13 protein-coding genes are annotated in these 20,995 nt (G+C 45.9%); 7 read left to right on the top strand and 6 right to left on the bottom strand.

Features of this window, described 5'->3' with window-relative positions; translation table 11 throughout:
- Nucleotides 1–135: 135 nt before the first annotated feature.
- On the bottom strand, nucleotides 136–1,722 hold the full coding sequence (locus H6F77_RS03830; protein ID WP_190485521.1) for a DEAD/DEAH box helicase: 1,587 nt from the start codon (nucleotides 1,720–1,722) through the stop codon (nucleotides 136–138).
- Between the two features lie 188 nt (nucleotides 1,723–1,910).
- Between H6F77_RS03830 and H6F77_RS03825 the strand changes: the two genes are divergently transcribed.
- Together H6F77_RS03825 and ggt are read left to right on the top strand one after the other, a co-directional pair.
- Nucleotides 1,911–5,819: a PAS domain S-box protein gene (locus tag H6F77_RS03825; RefSeq protein ID WP_190485519.1), complete on the top strand. Its 3,909-nt coding sequence runs from the start codon at nucleotides 1,911–1,913 to the stop codon at nucleotides 5,817–5,819.
- A gap of 99 nt (nucleotides 5,820–5,918) precedes the next feature.
- The gene (gene ggt, locus H6F77_RS03820) at nucleotides 5,919–7,658 is read left to right on the top strand and encodes a gamma-glutamyltransferase (protein ID WP_190485517.1); all 1,740 of its coding nucleotides are present in this window, start codon (nucleotides 5,919–5,921) and stop codon (nucleotides 7,656–7,658) included.
- Nucleotides 7,659–7,777: 119 nt separating this feature from the next.
- On the opposite strand, the gene H6F77_RS03815 is transcribed toward ggt, so the two are convergent.
- Both H6F77_RS03815 and H6F77_RS03810 read right to left on the bottom strand, forming a co-directional pair.
- The gene (locus H6F77_RS03815) at nucleotides 7,778–8,035 is read right to left on the bottom strand and encodes a hypothetical protein (protein WP_190485515.1); all 258 of its coding nucleotides are present in this window, start codon (nucleotides 8,033–8,035) and stop codon (nucleotides 7,778–7,780) included.
- An 11-nt stretch (nucleotides 8,036–8,046) separates the two neighbouring features.
- The gene (locus H6F77_RS03810) at nucleotides 8,047–8,253 is read right to left on the bottom strand and encodes an NblA/ycf18 family protein (protein ID WP_190485514.1); all 207 of its coding nucleotides are present in this window, start codon (nucleotides 8,251–8,253) and stop codon (nucleotides 8,047–8,049) included.
- 799 nt (nucleotides 8,254–9,052) lie between these two features.
- Here H6F77_RS03810 and H6F77_RS03805 point away from each other — a divergent pair.
- Entirely contained in the window at nucleotides 9,053–11,647 is a 2,595-nt protein-coding gene (locus H6F77_RS03805; RefSeq protein ID WP_190485512.1) for a PAS domain S-box protein, read from the top strand.
- Nucleotides 11,644–13,683, top strand: a complete 2,040-nt coding sequence (locus H6F77_RS03800; RefSeq protein ID WP_190485510.1) for a hybrid sensor histidine kinase/response regulator — start codon at nucleotides 11,644–11,646, stop codon at nucleotides 13,681–13,683. The genes H6F77_RS03805 and H6F77_RS03800 overlap by 4 nt, the downstream gene beginning before the upstream one ends.
- Before the next feature lie 31 nt (nucleotides 13,684–13,714).
- Here H6F77_RS03800 and H6F77_RS03795 read toward each other — a convergent pair whose 3' ends face one another.
- Together H6F77_RS03795 and H6F77_RS03790 are read right to left on the bottom strand one after the other, a co-directional pair.
- Nucleotides 13,715–14,305 (bottom strand): DUF1802 family protein, encoded by a 591-nt coding sequence (locus H6F77_RS03795; RefSeq protein WP_190485508.1) that lies wholly within the window; start codon nucleotides 14,303–14,305, stop codon nucleotides 13,715–13,717.
- Between the two features lie 327 nt (nucleotides 14,306–14,632).
- On the bottom strand, nucleotides 14,633–15,937 hold the full coding sequence (locus H6F77_RS03790; protein ID WP_190485506.1) for a dicarboxylate/amino acid:cation symporter: 1,305 nt from the start codon (nucleotides 15,935–15,937) through the stop codon (nucleotides 14,633–14,635).
- Between the two features lie 172 nt (nucleotides 15,938–16,109).
- On the opposite strand from H6F77_RS03790, the gene H6F77_RS03785 reads away from it, so the two are divergent.
- From H6F77_RS03785 to H6F77_RS03775, 3 genes are all read left to right on the top strand, one after another.
- The gene (locus tag H6F77_RS03785; RefSeq protein ID WP_190485504.1) at nucleotides 16,110–17,072 is read left to right on the top strand and encodes an aldo/keto reductase; all 963 of its coding nucleotides are present in this window, start codon (nucleotides 16,110–16,112) and stop codon (nucleotides 17,070–17,072) included.
- A gap of 366 nt (nucleotides 17,073–17,438) precedes the next feature.
- Nucleotides 17,439–18,152 carry a hypothetical protein gene (locus H6F77_RS03780; RefSeq protein WP_190485502.1) on the top strand — a complete coding sequence of 238 codons (714 nt, stop codon included), beginning with the start codon at nucleotides 17,439–17,441 and terminating at the stop codon, nucleotides 18,150–18,152.
- A 106-nt stretch (nucleotides 18,153–18,258) separates the two neighbouring features.
- On the top strand, nucleotides 18,259–18,786 hold the full coding sequence (locus tag H6F77_RS03775; RefSeq protein WP_190485500.1) for a DUF3172 domain-containing protein: 528 nt from the start codon (nucleotides 18,259–18,261) through the stop codon (nucleotides 18,784–18,786).
- A 55-nt stretch (nucleotides 18,787–18,841) separates the two neighbouring features.
- Here H6F77_RS03775 and H6F77_RS03770 read toward each other — a convergent pair whose 3' ends face one another.
- A complete protein-coding gene (locus tag H6F77_RS03770) occupies nucleotides 18,842–20,725 on the bottom strand; it encodes an AMIN domain-containing protein (protein WP_190485498.1) in 1,884 nt (627 codons plus the stop codon).
- Between the last annotated feature and the right edge of the window lie 270 nt (nucleotides 20,726–20,995).

Genomic DNA, 20,995 nt, shown 5'->3' with positions numbered 1-20,995 from the left:
TAACTTTTATTACAGATATTGCTGGAGGAAGCTAGGCTCTCAAGTTGGGATTTTAGAGTGGTGTTTACTGCTTAACCCTAAAATAGGGCAGAATTTAGTTTTTGGCAGTTTTACCCTGTAAAACTGCCAATTTAGCTAATGCGAGCGATCTTCAGGAATATCCTCATCATCCCCTCGCCATTTTGCAGGCGACTCAGCAGCGCGTTTAGTATTACTAGGAAACTCGTAAATAGGCTTGGGAGGATTTTTAGACTTGCGATTTGGCTTTGGTGGAGAGGGAATAATCTCTAACTGACGTTCTTTCTCCTCCTCTCTTCCCTGGCGCGTCGTGCGCGAAGTGGGTTCGCTTTTCTTCTCCAACCCACGCCGCCGCACAGAAGTACCTTCCTCACTCGTATCCTCGGCTATCACTTCGTAGAGAATCGCATACTTATCTTTATCCTTACCTTGGCGGAGGACTCTACCTAAACGCTGAATAAACTCGCGCTGGGAACCAGTACCTGATAGCAGAATAGCAACTCTAGCATCTGGTACATCAACACCTTCATTAAGAACGTGGGAGGCGATTAGAGTTTTATATTCACCTTCACGAAATCGAGTTAGTATTTCGTGACGTTCTTTAACTGGAGTTTGATGAGTAATTGCTGGTATTAGTAAATCTTGAGAAATGCGGTAGACTGTTGCGTTATCGGCGGTAAAGATAAGGGTGCGTTCGGGGGAATGTTGGCTGAGAATGTCAGCAAGAATGCGAAGTTTGCCATCTGTACCGAGGGCGATCGCCTTAGCTTCTCGATGCGCTAACATAGCTCTACGTCCCGCGGGCGATCGCGCACTTGCTTGGACAAACATCTGCCAACCTTGAATGCTGCCTAAAGTAATATTAGATAGTCTCAAAAAATCGTTGCGCTGTTTAATTAATTCCGCATAGCGATCGCGCTCTTGTTGCGATAGTTTAACTTTAATTTGAACTATCTCATGCTGGGCTAGCGCCTTTCCTGCTAATTCCTCAGCCGTCTTACTATAAACTGTAGAACCAATTAAAGTATCTAAGTCAGCATGCTTGCCATCAGAACGTTCCGGCGTAGCACTTAAACCGAGACGATAGGGAGCGATCGCATATTCAGCAATAACGCGATTAAAATCAGTAGGTAAATGATGGCACTCATCAAAAACTACCAAAGCGTAGCGGTTGCCTAAAGTTTCTGCATGAATTGCCGCACTATCATAAGTAGCGATAAGAATTTGCGTTTTATCCCACGAACCGCCTCCCAACAAACCCACATCAGCATCAGGAAAAGCCGCCTTAAGATGAGCGTACCACTGATGCATCAAATCTAGAGTTGGAACTACAATCAGGGTACTGCGGGGAGTCGATTGCATAGCCAATTGTGCTAGATAAGTCTTACCCGCCGCAGTTGGTAACACGACAACCCCTTGCCTTCGCGCCTGCTTCCAAGCTAGCAGCGCCTCGCTTTGATGTGGGTAAGGTTCCATTTCCAAACTAGGGACAAGTTCCAGCGGTTGAAATGCCTTCGCCTCGTCTATAAAATTTGTTTCTTCTGCTTGCAGTGCTTCCACCAGTTGGCGATAGTGAATAGCCAGAATGCGGAATTTTTCTACCCTGTCATCCCAAGTAGCGTATTCCACCCAAGCTTTGCCTCTGGGTGGCGGATGCAAAATTAAAGTGCCCCGGTCAAAGGATAAAGTGGGGGTACGAGCCATTAGTTAGTCAAATTTTGGATTGACACGATAATTTTAGAAGAGTCCTGGCAATATAAATAGCTCAATCGCTGAATCTAGGTATAAATGCTTTATTAGGTGGCATTACCAGAATATATAGAAAAGCAGGCGATCGCCTTCTATAACCCAGACAAATCAGTCCTACTGACTGCCCCAAAGGAAAACGGAAGATGTCCACTAGAGGAATACGCGCCCACCTGAAGCCCTATGTTGTCGCAGTCATGGCTGTGGCGATCGCATTGCTAAATACTTGGTTGCTAGATCAAGTTTTGTCTCCAGCTATTTTCGCGCTGTTTTATGCCGCCGTAGCGTTGAGTAGCTGGTATGGCGGTATGAAGCCAGGGTTGTTAGCTACCGCTTTGTCTACTTTAGCCATCAACTACTTCTTCATGGCTCCCCAAGGTTCGCTGGCTATGACTGGCGTGAGTACCTTGGTAAGGTTGGGCGTGTTCCTCTTCGTGACACTGGTAATTACCTCACTCAGCGCCGAGTCACGCGCCGCCAAAGAGCGAGCCGAAGTAAGTTTATTAAAGTTACGAGCGAGCGAGGAGCGATATCGTCGCATTATAGAAACTGCCTATGAAGGTATCTGGATAATTGACGCCGAAGGAAAGACTGACTATGTAAACCAGCGCATGGCTGAGATGTTGGGTTACAGAGTAGAAGAAATGGCCGAACGCTCTATTTTTGAGTTTGTTAATAGCGAGGAGCGTATCGCCGCAGAGCAACTAATCGAGCGATGGAAGCAAGGAATTAAAGAGCAATTTGACTTCCGTTACCGCTGCAAAGATGGTTCCGATCTGTGGGTGATTGTCTCCGCCAATCCAATTATGGGCGAACAGGGTGAGTTTAAAGGCGCGATCGCCATGCTCACTGATGTCACCTCGCGCAAGCAGACAGAAGAAGAATTAAAAAGGTATCAACTGCTTTCCGAAAATAGTCGTGACATTGTTTTATTTCTGCGCTGTGATGGTCAAATCATCGAAGCTAATAATGCTGCCATTAAAGCTTATGGTTACGATAAGGCAGAGTTGCTTTCCTTAAAAATTGACGCTCTGCGGGAGCCGCCAACTCATGCGTTGATAGCCGAACAAATGAAGCAAGCCGACGCTCAGGGCATTTTATTTGAAACAATTCATCGCCGCCAAGATGGAACCTTATTTCCTGTAGAAGTAAGTGCAAAAGGTTCTACGATTGGCAACGAAAGAGTTATTTTAAGTATTATTCGCGATATTACATTGCGAAAGCAAGCATTAGTCGCACTACGAGAAAGCGAGGAGCGCTACCGGGCGTTTATTGAACAAAGTTCCGAAGGAATTTGGCGCTTTGAACTTGAGCGATCGCTCTCGCTAGACCGTCCAGAAGATGAACAAATAGATCATTGTTATCAGTATGGCTACCTCGCTGAATGCAACAATGCAATGGCACAAATGTATGGCTTTGAACGTGCCGAAGATATTGTAGGAGCAAGGCTAGGAGACTTCCTAGTTAGGTCAAATACAAATAATATTGAATACCTGCGTGCCTTTATCCGTTCTGGCTACCGCATGAACGATGCAGAATCTCAGGAAATAGATAAGTTGGGAAATTCTAAATATTTCTTGAATAACCTGGTAGGAATTATTGAAAATAATCTTTTAATAAGAGCGTGGGGGAGTCAACGCGACATCACCGATCGCAAACTAGCAGAAAAGGCGTTACGGGAAAGTCAAGAACGGGCGAGGCGGTTGGTAGATTCTAATATTATTGGAGTTATCTTCGGGGACTTTAGTGGCAATATCGTTGAAGTAAATGACGCCTTTTTAAAGATTATCGGCTATACGCGAGAAGATCTGCTATCAGGAAAGGTGAACTGGATAGAAATAACACCACCAGAGCAGCGTTATCTCGATCGACAGGCGATGAAGGAGATGCTACTGACAGGAACCCATACCCCGTTTGAAAAAGAATACATACGCAAAGACGGCTCCCGCGTACCAGTATTGGTGGGGACTGCGTATCTGGGCGAACCGCAAGACACGGGTGTAGGTTTTGTACTGGACTTAAGCGATGCCTACACCGAGCTTCGCTTACGCAAACAAGCCGAGGAAAACTCTCGCCAACTGGCTAAACAAGTTCAAGAACAAGCCAATACACTTGAGGCTATTCTTTCGGCATCTGTAGATCATATCTATATTTTTGACCGTGAAGGTCGGTATAAATATGTGAGTGCTGGCGGTGCAAAAGTCATAGGTTTTAATCCTAGCGATCTCGTTGGAAAAACATGGCGGGATGTAGGATTGCCCGAAGAAACTATAGAACGATTTGAAACCCACAAAAAAGATGTAATCGCCGCTGGCGAACCAGTACGAAATGACAACGAATTCTTAAGTTTCAGTGGCGTTAAATACTATGAATACATCATGTCCCCGCTCTACAATCGGGATAAAAGCATCGAGGGGGTGGTGGTTGTTTCCCGCGACGCGACGGAGCGTAAGCAAGCGGAAAAAGCATTAAGAGAAAGCGAGGAACGCTTTCGCAAACTCAGCGAAAAGGTGCGCGTCATTCCTTGGGAGTCAGATCCTATGAGCGGGCGATTCAGCTATGTCGGCCCGCAAAGCGTCGATTTACTTGGCTATCCGCTAGAAGACTGGTACGCCGATAACTTCTGGGAAGATCGCATCCATCCAGAAGACCGCGAGTGGGTCGTCCAATTCTGTAAAGACTCCTCGGCTCATCTAGATAACTATGAATTTGAATACAGAATGCTGAAAGCCGATGGACAAACTCTGTGGTTGTATGACCTCGTGAATGTTGTTCGCGATGAGGATGGGCCAAAGCTGTTGCGTGGATTCATGATTGACATTACCGAACGCAAGCGGGCAGAGTCAGAACGCGAACAGCTACTTGCCAGGGAGCAGGCTGCGCGGGCTGAAGCAGAAGCAGCAAACCGCATGAAGGATGAATTCCTCGCCACCCTTTCCCACGAACTTCGCACCCCCCTTAATGCCATGCTGGGGTGGACTCAGCTACTCCGCACCCGAAAATTTGATGAAACTACGAGCCAAAGGGCGTTGGAGACAATCGATCGCAATACTAAGTCGCTAGCGCAACTAATTGAGGATGTCCTAGACGTTTCGCGGATTATTACAGGCAAACTGCGTCTTAACGTTCGTCCTGTCGCCCTTGTTTCAGTTATTGAGGCGGCTATTGAAACTGTCGCACCCGCATCTGAGGCTAAAAACATTCAAATCGAGCCTATACTAGACCATTCAGCAGGAGCGGTCTTGGGCGATGCGAACCGATTGCAGCAGGTTGTATGGAATTTACTCTCGAATGCAGTTAAGTTCACGCCCAAAGGGGGGCGCGTTGCGATAATACTGGAGCGCAGTAATTCCCAGATCCAAATTAAAGTTAGCGACACGGGACAAGGAATCAGCCCCGACTTTCTACCTTATGTCTTTGAACGCTTCCGTCAAGCAGATGGAGCAACGACGCGATCGCATGGCGGACTAGGCTTAGGCTTGGCTATTGTCCGTCACTTGGTAGAACTGCACGGTGGTACAGTCCGCGCCGAGAGCGAGGGCGAAGGAAAGGGAGCGACATTTATTGTAACTCTGCCGCTCATGGCTGTTCGTCCGCAGACTAGCGAGCCTCATCAAGCGCAACCGACAGTCGAGGACGAAGCGCGTGAAATCTCCCCCCCTTCCCTTGAGGGTTTGCGGGTGCTTGTGGTCGATGATGAGCCTGATGCGCGTGAATTAATCGCTACGATGTTGGCACAGTATGGAGCCGATGTTACTGCTGTTGATTCCGCCGCAGCAGCACTTGAGGCACTGCAACAGTTAAACCCGAATGTACTGGTGAGCGATATCGGAATGCCACAAGAAGATGGCTACAGCTTAATTCGCAAAGTGAGGATGCTGAATGCAGCGCAAGGAGGGCGGATTCCGGCTGTGGCGCTGACAGCCTATGCTAGGGCTGAAGACAGAACGCAGGCTTTGCTGTCAGGCTTTCAGCTACACGTCCCCAAACCAGTTAATCCAGCCGAGTTAGCCGCCGTCGTTGCCAACCTTGTCGGACGAAGCGGTAATCCCTAAGTTTGCAGCAATTAAAATACCCTTTGTTAAAGCTGTTGCGGATACTTAGTTGCTAGTTAATATGTGCTAGGGTTGTTTGCTAGCAAGCGTCGTGAAACTATGCGTAACTTTCACAGATATAAACATTTCTCCCTAGCATTTGTCACAATTGTTGTCTCTATTTCTGTATATTGGTGCAACAAAGCACCAGCAGCATTTGTTCAACCCCTCAGAACTAAAAAGGGTATGGTTGTATCTGCCCATCCCCTCGGCAGCGAAGCCGGGGTGGCGATGTTACGCAAGGGTGGTAATGCTGTAGATGCAGCAGTTGCGACAACTTTTGCTATTTCAGTTGTAGAACCTTTCTCGGCTGGCATCGGCGGCGGTGGCTTTTTGCTGTTGCACTTGCCGCAAACTGGCGAGATGAAAGCCCTCGACTTCCGCGAACGCGCACCGCTTAAAGCGACGCGCAATATGTATCTAGATGCAACTGGAAAGGTGCGCCCAAATGTTAGCGTGGATGGGCATCTTTCTGTTGCGGTTCCGGGAACGGTTGCGGGACTTTACGAAATACATCGCAAGTACGGCAAGTTACCTTGGCAAGAAGTTATCGCACCTGCGATTAAGTTAGCAGACGAAGGTTTTATTATTAGCGATCGCTTTGTCTCTAGAGTTGAACAACGCAAAGATGCCCTCCTGAAAAACCCAGCAGCGCGGCAAATTTTTACCCGCAACGGCGCTATGTTTCAAGGGGGAGATAGGCTGGTACAAAAAGATTTAGCCAAGACATTGCAGGCGATCGCTCGCGACCCCCAAAACTTCTACACTGGAAATATCGCCCGTGCCATTGCTGATGATATGGCTAAAAATGGCGGCATAATTACTCTTGAAGATCTCAAATCTTATAAAACAACTTGGCGCGAACCCGTCTGCGGCAACTTCCGTAAAGCTAAAATTTGTTCCATGCCGCCGCCTTCTTCTGGTGGAGTTCACCTGCTACAAATATTAAATATTATTGGTAATACGGATCTAAAATCTAAGGGCTGGCATCACCCCGACACGCTGCATTTAATGATAGAAGCGATGCGGATTGCTTATGCCGATCGTGCCGTCTATTTGGGCGACCCAGATTTTGTTAAAGTACCTGTTAACGCACTCATCAGCCCTGCCTACGCCGCCAACAGACGCCAGGAAATCAATATGCAAAGGGCGCGGCAATCAAGCGAAGTAAAAGCAGGCACTAGGGAAATTATACAGCGTTTTGCTAATAGCAAAGAATCTCAAGATACAACTCACCTAACTGTCGTTGATGAACAACGCAACACTGTTAGCCTAACTTTTACTGTAAATTATGGCTTTGGTTCGGGCGTGGTTGTACCGGGTACGGGGATTCTATTAAATGACGAGATGGACGATTTTGCCGCTGCACCCGGAGTACCAAATGTGTTTGGATTAGTAGGAGGAGAAGCGAATGCGATCGCTCCTGCTAAAATTCCCCTATCCAGCATGACGCCAGTAATTGTGACTGAAAATGGCAAGCTGCGTATGGCTGCTGGTTCGCCTGGGGGCAGCACCATCATTACAACAGTATTGCAGGTTGTTCTTAATGTCTTAGAATATGGCATGGATGCCAGTTCTGCCGTATCTGCGCCGCGCCTGCATCACCAATGGCTTCCCGACCAATCGAGAATGGATAAATTTGGCTTTGACGCTGCAACAATTGAAGAACTCCGACGCCGAGGACACAAAATAGAAGAAACAAATCCTTGGGGTAATGCTAATGCAATAGTAGTTACACCGGATGGCTTTTTAGAAGGTGCGGCTGACGCACGCGGCGAAGGTTCCCCTAATGGTTATTAATTTATTTTTAGTAGAACTAGGCGCAAAAGATTAATAGTCGATTTAAGTCAGAGAAATAGGCAATGAGCTATTATTGTGACCGCTCAACTGTCTGCGCCTAATTACTAACAACTAACCACTTACTTAACTACCTCCGTCTGGGCACCTGCTGTGACAAACTCCTGTGCCCGTGCGCTAGGTATTAAAGTCCAGCCTGCTTTCAATAGTTTTTGGTAAGTTGCCCAACCTTTAGAACCGCCAGGTTCGCGGTAGTCTGGTACGGCATATTGCGGAAAAGCGGTGTATGGTCTCCAAGGTTCATGGCTTGCAGTCTGCAAATGCAACATCTTTTCGCCATCACCACCAAACTTTGATAACCAGCACATTTGTCTCAGCATTGCCAACTCCTCTATTCAAATAAAAAGGGTGAGTTTTCGCCAAGCAGATTTTGTTTTAAAACTTCTTTACAGTAAGACTCCCTTAGCAACAATTGTCTATACAATTCAACCAGAAGTTCCCGCGATTGTTCCAGGTTGATTGGTTGAATTTGATACTCAAAAGATTTGAGGTGAAATTCCTGCTCGTATGAAAGTTCGATTGGTTGACCGGACTCCATAATCTACCTCCAAAAAATTGTTATAATTGCTAAATGTTTTAAAATTAGCTGCTTCTGCAACCAAGAATTGCTTTTGAGTAAATGGATGCCAGTTCGCTTGCAGAAAAGCGAGTGGTAATGCGATCGCAACTTACTCAGTTTGTGCAATCTTTTGGCTCGTTTAGGCAGGCCGTAAGTTGTTGAAAATGTTTACGCCGCGCGGGGTTATTACTTGTTAAGAGGCGATTGGTTAGCGTCTCTCTAGCCTTGTTTTTAAACCGCTCAACTTATCTGCATCATGGCAAAGCTTTGTCAATATTTACATCCGTCCGAGAGGGTAAATTTGTGGTAGACCCTACAACTTTAGATATCAACCTATAGTAGGAGTTAATACTTATAAGGAGCCAAACGCTAGGGCGTTAACCTCCCTGGAGTGTAGGTGCTGCATGGCGATCGCGCTTTCTGGCGTAGCATCGCGCCGGAACTTGCTATCTAGTTTTTAGTTTAGGAAACTAGGGCTGTAGGTGAATTAAGCAATAATTTATCTAAATATGGGTGATAAGTTACCTTATAAAGCAAAACTTATTAGGTCGCAAGTGATAGCTGCTGCCTTGTTTGCCAACCGTAATTGCAAATATATGTTTGCTAATACCAATATTATTCCAATTTGAAGAGGGCGAATCCTAATGGCTAACCCATGTTATGAATAAGGAGCGAAGATGAATTTCAATTAACAAAATGTAGCAAGTATATTTAATTTTTAACCAGGAACTATGTGAGGAGGCTCGATCTGATGCTGGGAGCTAAGAGCGCAGAAACTATGCGATTCTCCAAAAGAGATGCAAAGCGATCGCACTTGCAAAACTACGGCTTGGCTTTATTAACAGTAGCGATCGCCCTCCTGTTGACAATGCTGCTATCGCCACTGCTCGCTCGTACCCCTACGCCGCTTTTTTTTGCCGCTGTAATGCTCAGTTCTTGGTATGGCGGCACTAAGCCAGGTCTGCTAGCCACTATATTATCTGCTTTGTGCATTAACTACTTCTTTCAGGCGCCGACCTATACATTGAGCTTTGGTTTCCCCGAACTGTTGCTGACAACCGTATTCACCTTAGTATCGCTCCTGATCAGTTGGCTCAACGCAGCCCGTAAGAAAGCGGAAACCAGTCTGCGATTTAGTGAAGAGCGCTTCCGCTTGCTGATCGACGGTGTGAAAGACTATGGGATCTTCATGCTCGACCCTAGCGGGCATATAGCCAGTTGGAACTCAGGGGCGGAAAGACTTAAAGGTTATCGTGAAAAAGAGATCGTGGGATCGCATTTCTCCCGCTTTTACACCGCTCAAGACATAGAAGATGGCAAACCAGAGCGAGAATTGCAAGTCGCTTGTTCTCAAGGGCGGTATGAAGAAGAAGGCTGGCGCGTCCGCAAAGATGGCTCGTGGTTCTGGGCTAATGTTGTCATTACCGCATTGCGAGACAAGGAGGGCAATCTACAAGGCTTCTCGAACGTAACGCGCGACATAAGCGATCGCAAACAAACCGAGGACGCAATACGCAAAGCATTCGACACGCTACGCAAATCGCTTAAAGAATTATCAGACATCAAATTTGCTCTAGATCAATCGGCGATTGTGGCGATAACAGATGCGCGAGGAGTAATTACTTATGTTAATAATAAATTTTGCAAACTATCTCAATATTCCAGAGAAGAACTGATAGGTCAAACACATCGCATCATCAATGCAGGTTATCATCCACCAGAATTCTTTAAAAATCTTTGGTCAACAATTTCTAGGGGAGAAGTTTGGCGGGGAGAAATTAAGAACAGAGCCAAGGATGGAAGTTATTACTGGGTGGATACCACCATTGTTCCTTTTGTAAACGAGCAAGGAAAACCATTTCAATATTTAGCGATCCGCTTCGATAGTACAGATCGCAAGCGAGCGGAAGAGGGCTTGCAAGAAACTAGCGAAAGGCTTAAAACGATGGTTGAAGCTTCACCGCTGCCTATTATTACTCTGGATCTTCAGCAAAACGTAAAAATGTGGAACCAGGCGGCTGAGAGGATGTTTGGTTGGACTGAGGATGAGGTGCTAAATCGCCCGATTACTATAGTTCCTATAGACAAACAAGCTGAGATGGTTGCTTTACTCAAAGATTCGTTAGAGGGTAAAGCAAATTCTAGCGTGGAAACACGTCGCCAAAAGAAAGATGGTTCACTAATTGACGTTAGCCTCTCCACCGCACCATTGCGCGACGCCAAAGGCAATGTATACGGCAGCATGGGTGTCATAGTTGACGTTTCCGAGCGCAAGCGAGCAGAGGAGGAAAAGACGCGATTGCTCGCGTCTATCCAAGAGAGCGAAGAGAGATTCCGGGCTACATTCAATCAGGCTGCTGTTGGCATCGCCCACATAGGACTCGATGGAAAGTGGCTATTAGTCAACCAAAAACTCTGCGATATTGTGGGTTACACGCCCGAAGAACTCGAACTGTTAACTTTCCAAGATATTACTCACCCCGATGACCTTGATGCAGATCGTGAGTACGTCCGCCAAATGTTGGCATCGGAAATTCAAACGCACTCAATTGAGAAGCGCTATTTGCACAAAAATGGTTCTTACATCTGGATTAATTTAACGGTGTCGCTGGTAAGAAGTACCGATTCTTTAGGGAGTAATGGTTTGGGCGAACCGAAATACTTCATTTCTGCGATCGCAGACATTAGCGATCGCAAGCGGACGGAGGAGCAAATTAAAGCATCCCTCAAAGAGAAAGAAGTTCTCTTAAAAGAAATTCACCACCGGGTCAAAAATAATTTGCAAATTATTTCCAGCCTGCTCAACTTGCAATCGGAATCTATCAAAGATAGCCGAATTCTGGATATATTTAAAGAAGGCCAGAACCGTATAGACTCAATGGCTCTTATCCATGAAAAACTGTATCAATCTGAGAATTTAGATCGAGTTGAATTTTGTGAATACATCCAAGAATTAGCCTCTAATTTATATTATTCCTATGAAGCTGGTTCAAAAGATATCGTTCTCACCATAAATGTTGATAACGTTCAACTGGGTATTGATACAGCCATTCCATGCGGCTTGATTATCAATGAACTGGTTTCTAATTCATTAAAATATGCTTTCCCTTCAGGACGTTCGGGGGAGATTATCATCGATTTGCATTGGGAAGATGACACAGAATTGATACTTAGCGTCAGCGACAACGGCATTGGGTTCCCCCAAAATGTAGATTTCAAAAATACCGAATCATTAGGGTTACAATTAGTAATTGCATTAACCAATCAGCTAGACGGTAATATTGAGCTTAATAGAGATATAGGAACAGAGTTTAAGCTGAAATTTCCAGAAAATCTCCAAAATTCAATTCCCTCAAGGTGGAGCGGACAATGAAGAATGCAAATATTCTAGTTGTCGAGGATGAAAGCATCGTCGCCAAGGACATACAAAGCAGACTGAGAAAATTTGGCTATTACGTTCCTGCGATCGCATCGACCGGAGAAGAAGCGATTAATAAAGTAGCAGAGAATCATCCAGACTTGGTGCTGATGGATATTAGAATCAAAGGTGACATGGACGGCGTGGAAGCTGCTAAAGAAATCCACGAACGTTTCAACGTGCCGATAATTTATCTCACTGCCTATGCCGATGCTAATACCTTAGCGCGAGCCAAAGTAACGCAGCCATTTGGTTACATACTTAAACCTTTTAAAGAACGAGAATTACAAACTACTATTGAAATAACCCTTTCCAGACATGAAATGGAAAGGAAATTAAAAGAAAACCAACAATGGCTGACTACAGTCCTAAAAAGCATCGGCGATGCTGTAATTACTACAGATAGCAACGGTAAAGTGACATTTATGAATACTGTTGCCGAAGCGCTCACTGGATGGCAACAGGCAGATGCATTAGGTAGCGCTGTAACAGAAGTATTCAATATAGCCTTGAGCGAAAGAATTATAACGCAAGTTCTTAACTCAGGCGTTAGTGTTGGTTTAGAAGAACAAACCGCGCTGGTTAGTAAAAATGGTGTAGAAATACCAATTGAAAACCAGTCTGCACCCATTAAAGATGAACAAGGAAACACCAAAGGTGTGGTTTTTGTGTTCAGGGATATTACCAAGCGCTTGCAGGCGGAAGAGGAACGCGAAAAGCTGGTTCAACAACTTGCTAGACTCAATACCGATCTGGAACGCCAAGTGCAAGAGCGTACCACCCAGTTACAAAAATCTCTCGGCTTTGAAGCCGTCTTGAAACGCATCGCCGACAAAGTGCGCGATAGCCTTGATGAGAAGCAAATTTTACAAACCGCAGTCCGCGAATTAGCGCTCTCGCTAAATGTGGGCAGTTGCCATGCATCGCTATACAACCTGGAACAAGATACTGCTACTGTCTGCTATGAACACACCACCGCAATGCCCTCTTCTGACGGTCGCGTGTTGCAGATGGCAGAATTCCCCGAACTCTACGCTCGTTTGTTGCAAAGCCAGTGTTTCCAATTTTGCCCGCTTGCTTCTAACCCTATGGGCGGACAAGCGGCTATGCTGGTTTGTCCGATGTCTGACGATCGAGGATTGCTAGGGGATCTGTGGTTGCTGCATCGGACAACTTATGCTTTTAACAATCTAGAGATCCGATTGGTGCAGCAGGTGGCAAATCAATGCGCGATCGCCCTTCGTCAAGCTCGACTCTACCAAGCTGTGCAAGCGCAAGTCGAGCAATTGGAAACGCTCAATCGCCTCAAAGATGACTTTCTAAGTACGGTTTCCCACGAATTACGGACGCCTGTGGCTAACATGAAAATGGCAATCCAGATGCTAAAAGTTGCTGCTGGATCGCCGGAAAAAACTCAGCGCTATCTGGAAATATTACAAGCTGAGTGCAGCCGAGAAACTGAGCTAATCAACGATCTGCTAGACTTACAACGCCTAGAAGCTGCCTCTTATCCTACCTTTCTGGCTGAGTCGATTAACCTGCTAGAACGGTTGCCTAAAATCATCGATCCATTCCGATCCCGCATTCAGCAACGCCAGCAACTCTTAAAGGTTGACATCCCTAACGATTTGCCCCCCATAATCTCTGATTCAGCAAGTCTAGAGCGAGTCCTCGCTGAGTTACTAAACAATGCCTGCAAATACACCCCAGCAGGAGAACAAATCGCGCTGACAGCAAGTGCCAAGGAGGAAAAAATACAATTGCAGGTGAGCAATTCTGGTGTTGAAATTGCCGCCAGCGAGATGTCGCGCATTTTTGAAAAGTTTTATCGCATTCCCCGTGCTGACCGTTGGAAGCAGGGCGGGACGGGTTTAGGATTGGCTCTAGTGAAGAAACTCGCACAACATTTGGGAGGCACTATTGAAGTAGATAGTGGTTCTAACCTGACTGTTTTTACTGTCGAGTTACCTATGAAACTTCCCGTCCACTAAACTATTGCTAATTCCTAATCGTGTCTCGCCATCATCCCTTAGTAACCAGCGAACTTGCATCACAAATTTTACGGATTGCACCTACCTGCTGGGCGTAGTCTTTGTCATCCAAAACTGGTTCTGCACCCGCAATTGAAATTGGTTCTGCTAAATCAATCCAAGATTTACAGCCGCCATATTCCGCACGGTAGGAAATGGCGTGAGTTTGGGCGAGTTTGTAAGTGCGTAAGAGTAGTAAATAAATTGGCTGGCGCGGCTTCCATTTCAGGCGATCGCTCGCAAATTTCTCGTTCCAAATATGATAAGGTAGCAGCGCTTTCACCGCTGATTCCTCGCTGACTGCCAAAACATCTGTAATCTCAGCATAAGCCCCAATTTTGATGGTTTCTGGATGCCAGCCTGATTCTACAGTTGTCACTTTTTCCGCATACTCAGACTTTAGCAAATTCGGCTGTTGATGTTCGTAAGTCGGATAAAGCAAAATCTTTTCATAAGCCACTTGGAATCGGTTTCCCTCCTCCTTGATACCGCCCTTACGCAGCAACAGGATAGTTTTGCCTTCGTTTAAGGCATCCACAGCAACAGCCCATTCTTTTAGCGCGTGAGTAGTTGTTGATTCCATAAATCACCAGTTTTTTAATTAAAAGATAACAAGCGATCGCCATTTTCAATTCGCTGGAACACATTTGTATAGGCACACACCTTGGCTCCCTACCGAGCAAGCGTATGACTGTCAGTAATATTCTCTATAATTTAAATTTAATATACCAAATGTTGATATTATCTTTACATCCTAAGTTTCTCTACTGCTATATTTAAACCGACAAAGACTAGCTACTAGGAAATCAAGCTTGTGAATAAATTTGTATGCTTTAATTTTATACCTATCATAACAAAACTGGAGTAATTGTTGATACACTTAACCCTCAAAAGGAGGGTTAAATTTCCACTATTCTTCAATAATCGACTCTATTGCTAATTCTTCAGCTTGAGATTGCCGTTGCTTGCCATCGATCAAAGCACTAACAGTCATATCTCCCATTACATTAATAGCAGTGCGACAGCGATCGAGGAACCAATCAACAGTTACCAGCAAAGCGATGTACTGAGTAGGCAAGCCAACTGAAGTGAACACCAGTGTCATCGTCACCAAACCCGCTTCCGGGATACCCGCAGCACCAACAGACGCGACGATGGAAGTAAGAATAACGATTAACTGCTGTGGCAAAGAAAGATTCAAATTAAGCACTTGGGCAACAAACAAAGCAGACATAGCCTCATAAAGAGCCGTACCATCGTTGTTAAAATTGCTGCCGACTAAAGCGCCTAAAGAAGCAGAAGATTCCCGCAACCCTATTTTTTGAATTAAAGCCTCAAAAGTTATAGGCATAGTGGCTGTTGAAGAAGCCGAGGAGAATGCTGTAAATAGCGCGTCAGAACCTCCAATTAAGAAATTCTTCGGTTTCACCCACGAACCGAAATATACGCGAGTTAGGTAATAGCAAGATTGCAGTAACAAAGCCACTAAGACAGCAATGATGAACGCACCCAAAGATTTAAACGGTGCGAAGCCTTTAAGAGCAACCGTACTGGCGACAATGCCAAATACTGCCAGCGGCACTAAAGCGATAACCCAGTGCAAGATGCGGATTACTGCTTCAAACAAAATAGTAATTAGCTGCTGAATTGGCAAATAATCTGTTTTCCCTTCAGCAGTTTGCTCTGATTTCAATGCACGCAGCACAATCCCAAAAGAAAGGGCAACAACAATTAGTTGAATGACATTATTATCAACCAGAGGCTGGAGAATAGATGCTGGCACAGCATCTTGCAGCAATCCCCAAGGATCGAGAGTTTTTTTGACTTCCCCCGTGCTTAAGGCGGCGTCACCGAAGCTACCCCATTTACCTGGTTGCAAGACATTGGCAACCAAAAGGCCGATAAGGATAGCTACTAGGGTATTTGTAAGCAGCAAAATAGCCAGACGACGCCCCGATCTTCCGGGAATTGTGGCAGTCATAAATGAGTGGAGTACTGCCAGCAGAATTAAAGGGGTGGCGAGGGCTTTTAAAGCCTTGAGTATTAGGTTACAGGGGATTGCCAGGTTCTTTATTGTGTCAACGTTATTCGGGTTAGGGTTGCCAGCACCAAGAAGAACTCCTACCACTACTGCAATAACGAGAGCGATCGCAATCTGCAAGTATAGCGGAATCCGCTGCCATAAGGGGCGATCTTTGCTTTCATGCTGGCTCATTCTTTGTTTCCCCGTTATAGGTTGCTGTAATTTAGAATGCTCGAAAATATCAGGATAGTCAAGCGTTATCAACTCTCTTGCGGATGATATGACTATAAGCTCGAAAGTTTAACCACATAAGGTTAAAAAACGCCACAATTTAAGATGAATCAAATAAAGTCAGGAGCTAAAAATGGAAACGCGATCGCTCGGTAATTCTGGAATTCAAATCACGCCCATCATCATGGGTACTTGGCAAGCTGGGAAAAAAATGTGGGTGGGAATTGAAGACTCCGACACTATCAAGGCAATACGGGCGGCTGTTGATGCGGGTATAACTACAATTGATACCGCTGAAGTTTATGGTGATGGACACTCTGAGCAGATTGTTGCTGATGCATTGTCAGATATTCGTGACAAAGTTGTTTATGCAACAAAAGTGTTTGCCAACCATCTCAAGTATGACCAAGTAATTGAGGCATGCGATCGCTCCCTCAAAAACTTGAAAACTGACTATATCGATTTATACCAAATTCACTGGCCTTCTGGTACTTTCAAAACTGAACTTGTCCCCATTGAGGAGACAATGAAAGCTCTAAATTATCTGCAAAGACAAGGTAAAATTCGAGCAATTGGCGTTTCTAATTTCAACCGCGCCCAATTAGAAGAAGCATCCCAATACGGGCGTATTGATAGTTTGCAGCCGCCCTATTCTTTATTTTGGCGTTGGGTAGAAAAAGAAGCGATGTCTTATTGCGTAGATAACAAGATCTCAATCATTGCTTATTCTCCTTTAGCACAAGGATTGTTGACTGGTAAATTTCAACCTGGTCATAAATTTGACCCAGCCGATAACCGCGCTAAAAATAAACTATTTCAAGGAGAAAATTACCAACGAGCGCAGGAAGCTTTAAACCAGTTGCGACCGATTGCAGAACGCCATGACTGTACTTTAGCGCAGTTGGCGTTAGCGTGGTTAATTGCCCAGCCACAAGCTAATGCGATCGCGGGTGCAAGAAATGCCCAACAAGCTGTAGATAACGCCAAAGCAGGCGATGTTAAATTGTCTGTCGATGAACTAAAAGAAATTGACGCAATAGGCAGGACTGTCACCGACAGTATAGATGATAATCCTGTTATGTGGGATTGGAATTAAGTAGCTGAGAAAGTTCCACCCAAGATGTTATCCTGAGCCAAGTTGTAGAGACGCGAGCGATCGCGTCTCTATTAGTAAAAGTGACAAATCATTGGTTAGACGGGCGGTAACTTCGCACTTACTACCCCATTCGCCTACTGAGGATACGTTAGGAGAGGTTGATATTAAGTGCAATATTACAAATAAATGAGATCAACGCGATCGCCGACCGATGCTAGGGATCGGTCATGGGCAAGGACAGATAGCCAATTGTAAATTGTAAATTAGCAATTTCTCGCCTTCCCCGCTCCCCTCTCGCCAAGCCTAGCAAAATCGGTCAAAATAAATCAAGACAATTCCTGCTCTGGAATCTCTGGAGTTTCTCAAGTGCTGGCATTTCTAGGACTCACTTTTATAGCTGTATCGTTGTTAGTGGCATTTACCTTCATTGAACAACGCAGCAGCAAGGTTCGGCTGATCAAAAGCAGCCCTGTTGTTTGTGTATATAATGCCCCAGCTCGCTATGATAGTTTGCCATTAAAAAATTATGGCATTCCCATAAAAATTAAGCAGCGAAGTCTAGCTCAAGTTATATTTCCTAAGCTGACAGAATCAGGAGATGTTGAATATATATATTCCTGGCACGATATCAGCGATCTAGAAGTACCAAATCGGGGATTAAACCCAAGAGATACCAAGCTAAACACTATTTTAGAGCTAGCTCCGCTGATCAAATACCATTTGCAAATTGAGCCGAACGTTTCAGCGCTTAAAGACCAATACCGTCAAATTGATAAACTTGCAAAATTAGTTGCAAAATCGCATATCTATGCTGCCAATGTAGATACTTACGAACAAGGATTAGCACAAATAAAGAATTTAGTAAGAAAAGCTGGCAAATTAGAAAACGTTTATGTTTGCCTAATTCGAGAAGTACTCATTGGCGTCATGATTGCCGATTACAATCCTGAAAGTGCTAAGGTTCTAGAGGGTGATTTTGATTGGCAGTATCGGCACGCCAAAGAAGAGTATCAAAATATGAAAGAAGTTGCTAGTGCCTATTTCCAACTACTCAACGAGAGCAAAAACACTCAGTTATAACCTGGAAAGTAAAACTGCTCGTTCTGTAATACCCAGTTGGGAGCTAGTATCGTCATACTAGGAGAAGGAGACTGTCCGCGATTGTGGTGAAAGTGACTAAGCAACGATGAGAAATAAATCTAGACCCTCAGCCTCTAAATCCTCCGGCTCTAAATCTTCCCCCTTTAACTACACCTCCATAGCAATCTTAGCAGGCGTGTTTATTCTGGGGGTTGGGGTTGGAATTGGCTTTAGCTCGACGGCAACTTTTAGCCCGCAAAACGTCGCATCCCGCGATTTCATTGATAGGGCTGCGCCGAATCCAGAGCTTTGCGTTCAGTATGGAGCCAGCGCTATGGTTACGGACGCCCGCATCTACGTGACGCTGAATCCTTTCAACGTGTATGTATCTCAGCCAACTATGCGCCCTGGTTGTGTATTGCGTACCAATAACTGGGCGGTTTTAGAGCAACAAAAACTTGTAACTTCAGACCAGGTTAACGAGTGCAAAAACCGGATGAACACATTTGGCTTCACTGGCACGCTTGAGAGCAAACCGGAGATTAATTGCGTCTATCAAAACGAAGCTGCCAAGAACTTCTTCATCAATCAACCGGGGGTTGGCGCACCGCCGCCAGAAACGGATAAATTCTAAATAAATGATGAATGATGAATGAGGCAATTTAACATTCATCATTCGTAATGCATTGTTAGCGTAAATCCTCTTTGAGCTGAACTTGTAGAATTTGATTTGGTGAGAGCCGCCGCTTGCGTTTTAGAACTTCTGACTCGGCTGATATAGGAACATTGCGGCTACCGAGGGCGATCGCTTGGGCAATAAAGCGACTGCCGCGAGAATTTGTTTCAAAGCGTCCGATGATGTGGGAGCCTGCTGGGACGACAATTTGACCTGAGCGATCGCGTATTGCCTCAGTAAGCAGCAACACTTCTTGCCTCTGAGTACCCGCTTTCATAGTTAGAGGCTTTTTACCGGGATAGATCAAGCTCAGCACAGCCCCCTCTGGCAGCAACACATCTGGAAATTCTGCTTTAAATAAAGTAGCGGTGGAAATTGCATTAGTCTGACGCAGCAAAAGTGCCTCCGCACCTGGGCGCGATCGCGCGATCGACCTCGCTTGTGGCGTCACCCTCGACCTACTCCTTTGAGCCACCAATTTTGCGCGTCGGCGTTTGGCGACTGACTGCCTTTTTGGGGAGCCAACTGCTACCCTTGTCCTACTTCTTTGCGCCGCCGTAACCTTGCGCCGAGTGGAAACCCTAGATCCAAGCGGCGGAACCACCACGCTAGCTCTTTGCCGCGCCGACGCAGCGCCTCTCTTGGGCTGAACTGGGGCTTCAAAGTCTATACTTGACCTACTGCTTTGCCGTTCTCTAACAGCAGCAACCTTTGGCGCAAGCGGAGGAACCACCACAGTCGGTCTTTGTCGGCGCGATGAGACGCCGCCCGGACGCGGCGACGATGGAAGCGGGACTCCAAACTCTATACTTGCCATCGTCGCCGTAACACTAGCGCGGGGGGCAACTCTCGATCCAAGCGGCGCTACCGCCACTGTCGGTTGTTGTCTGACGGGCGAGACGCTGCTCGGACGTTGCAAGGATGGCAATGCAGGCTCTATACTTGCTGCCGCCGCCGTAACGGTAGGAAGTGGGGCAACCCTTGGAACAAGCCGAGGCACTACTACGGCAACTCCTTGAGGTTTGGATATTGAGGACTCGGAACTGGGGAGAGCCTGCCGTTCTACCACTGGCTGGGAGTTGGAGACTCTACTAACGACTGCTGGAACTACTGGGGTATTCTCCCCACCAGGCAGGGGTTGGCCAAATTCAATAACTCGCGTCGTGGCTGTGGCGGTTTTCAGGGGAGGGACGCTGATGCTTGCTGTGCGATTAGTCTTAAAAGTAGCTGGGGGTAGCGTGGAGGCGGTTGCGGTTTGGGGAAGAGTGCTTAGTGGGACTTGAGAATTTTCTCCCTCTTGTCCCCCGGTAGGGCGATCGCCTGTACTGATAGGGGGAACCTGCACGCGGGATGTCTGGGGGGTGCGGAAATTGGCTGGTGGTAATGTTGTTGAAAAATCGGGTGCTGCTGATGTCCTGGAATCGGCAATTAGCGATCGCAAGATCCACCGATTCCCCACAGATGTAGTTTCTGACGGTTGCAGTTGCACCAGTACGTCGCCCAAAAGCACTTCTGGGGATAGTTCTAATACAATCCGCGTCACATCGGGCTGAAACTGCGATACCCGAATTTGTTGAACAATACCAGCGTAACTTTCTTGCTTGTCAACGCTTGCCATCTGGGTATTGGGTAAATCCAGAACAATGCGAGGTGGTTGAGAGAGCAGGAAGTAGCGGGGGGTACTTTGTTTATTTAAATTTATTTCCAACTGACTTGCGGCTGGGTCAAATCGCCAGTCAGTCAGCTGCGTCCCAGTCGCCGCTAACTTGAATTTGGCGATCGCTCCAAGGTGTGGATTGGAGATCGCTGCTACCCCTGCGATCGCGCTGGCTGTAGCAAGAGTTGCCAAGATACCCACACTAGGCCGAATTCGCAATACCAATTTTTCTGGCCTCATCGCTTTTAAAGTAAAAGTTGCAATCAAACCTGACTTCACGATAATCGTACTGCCTGAGCGCAATTATAAAAGCTTGAGCAATTGGGAAATCGATAATTTTCCTCACGATGCACGTTTATCTGCCTCGTTAGCTGCGGTGTGTATGAAACCCGCTATGATGTTTGCCCTTTATTTGTGTCTAAATTCTGAGATCGTTTGCCCTTGATTGCGAAGAGTTAAATATTGCTAAGTAGGGCTTTGGCTAGGGACGGGCTAAATATGAATAAGTAA

The sequence above is a fragment of the Microcoleus sp. FACHB-831 genome (assembly GCF_014695585.1).
Lineage (GTDB): Bacteria > Cyanobacteriota > Cyanobacteriia > Cyanobacteriales > FACHB-T130 > FACHB-831.
This window is presented reverse-complemented; position numbering and strand designations above follow the sequence as displayed.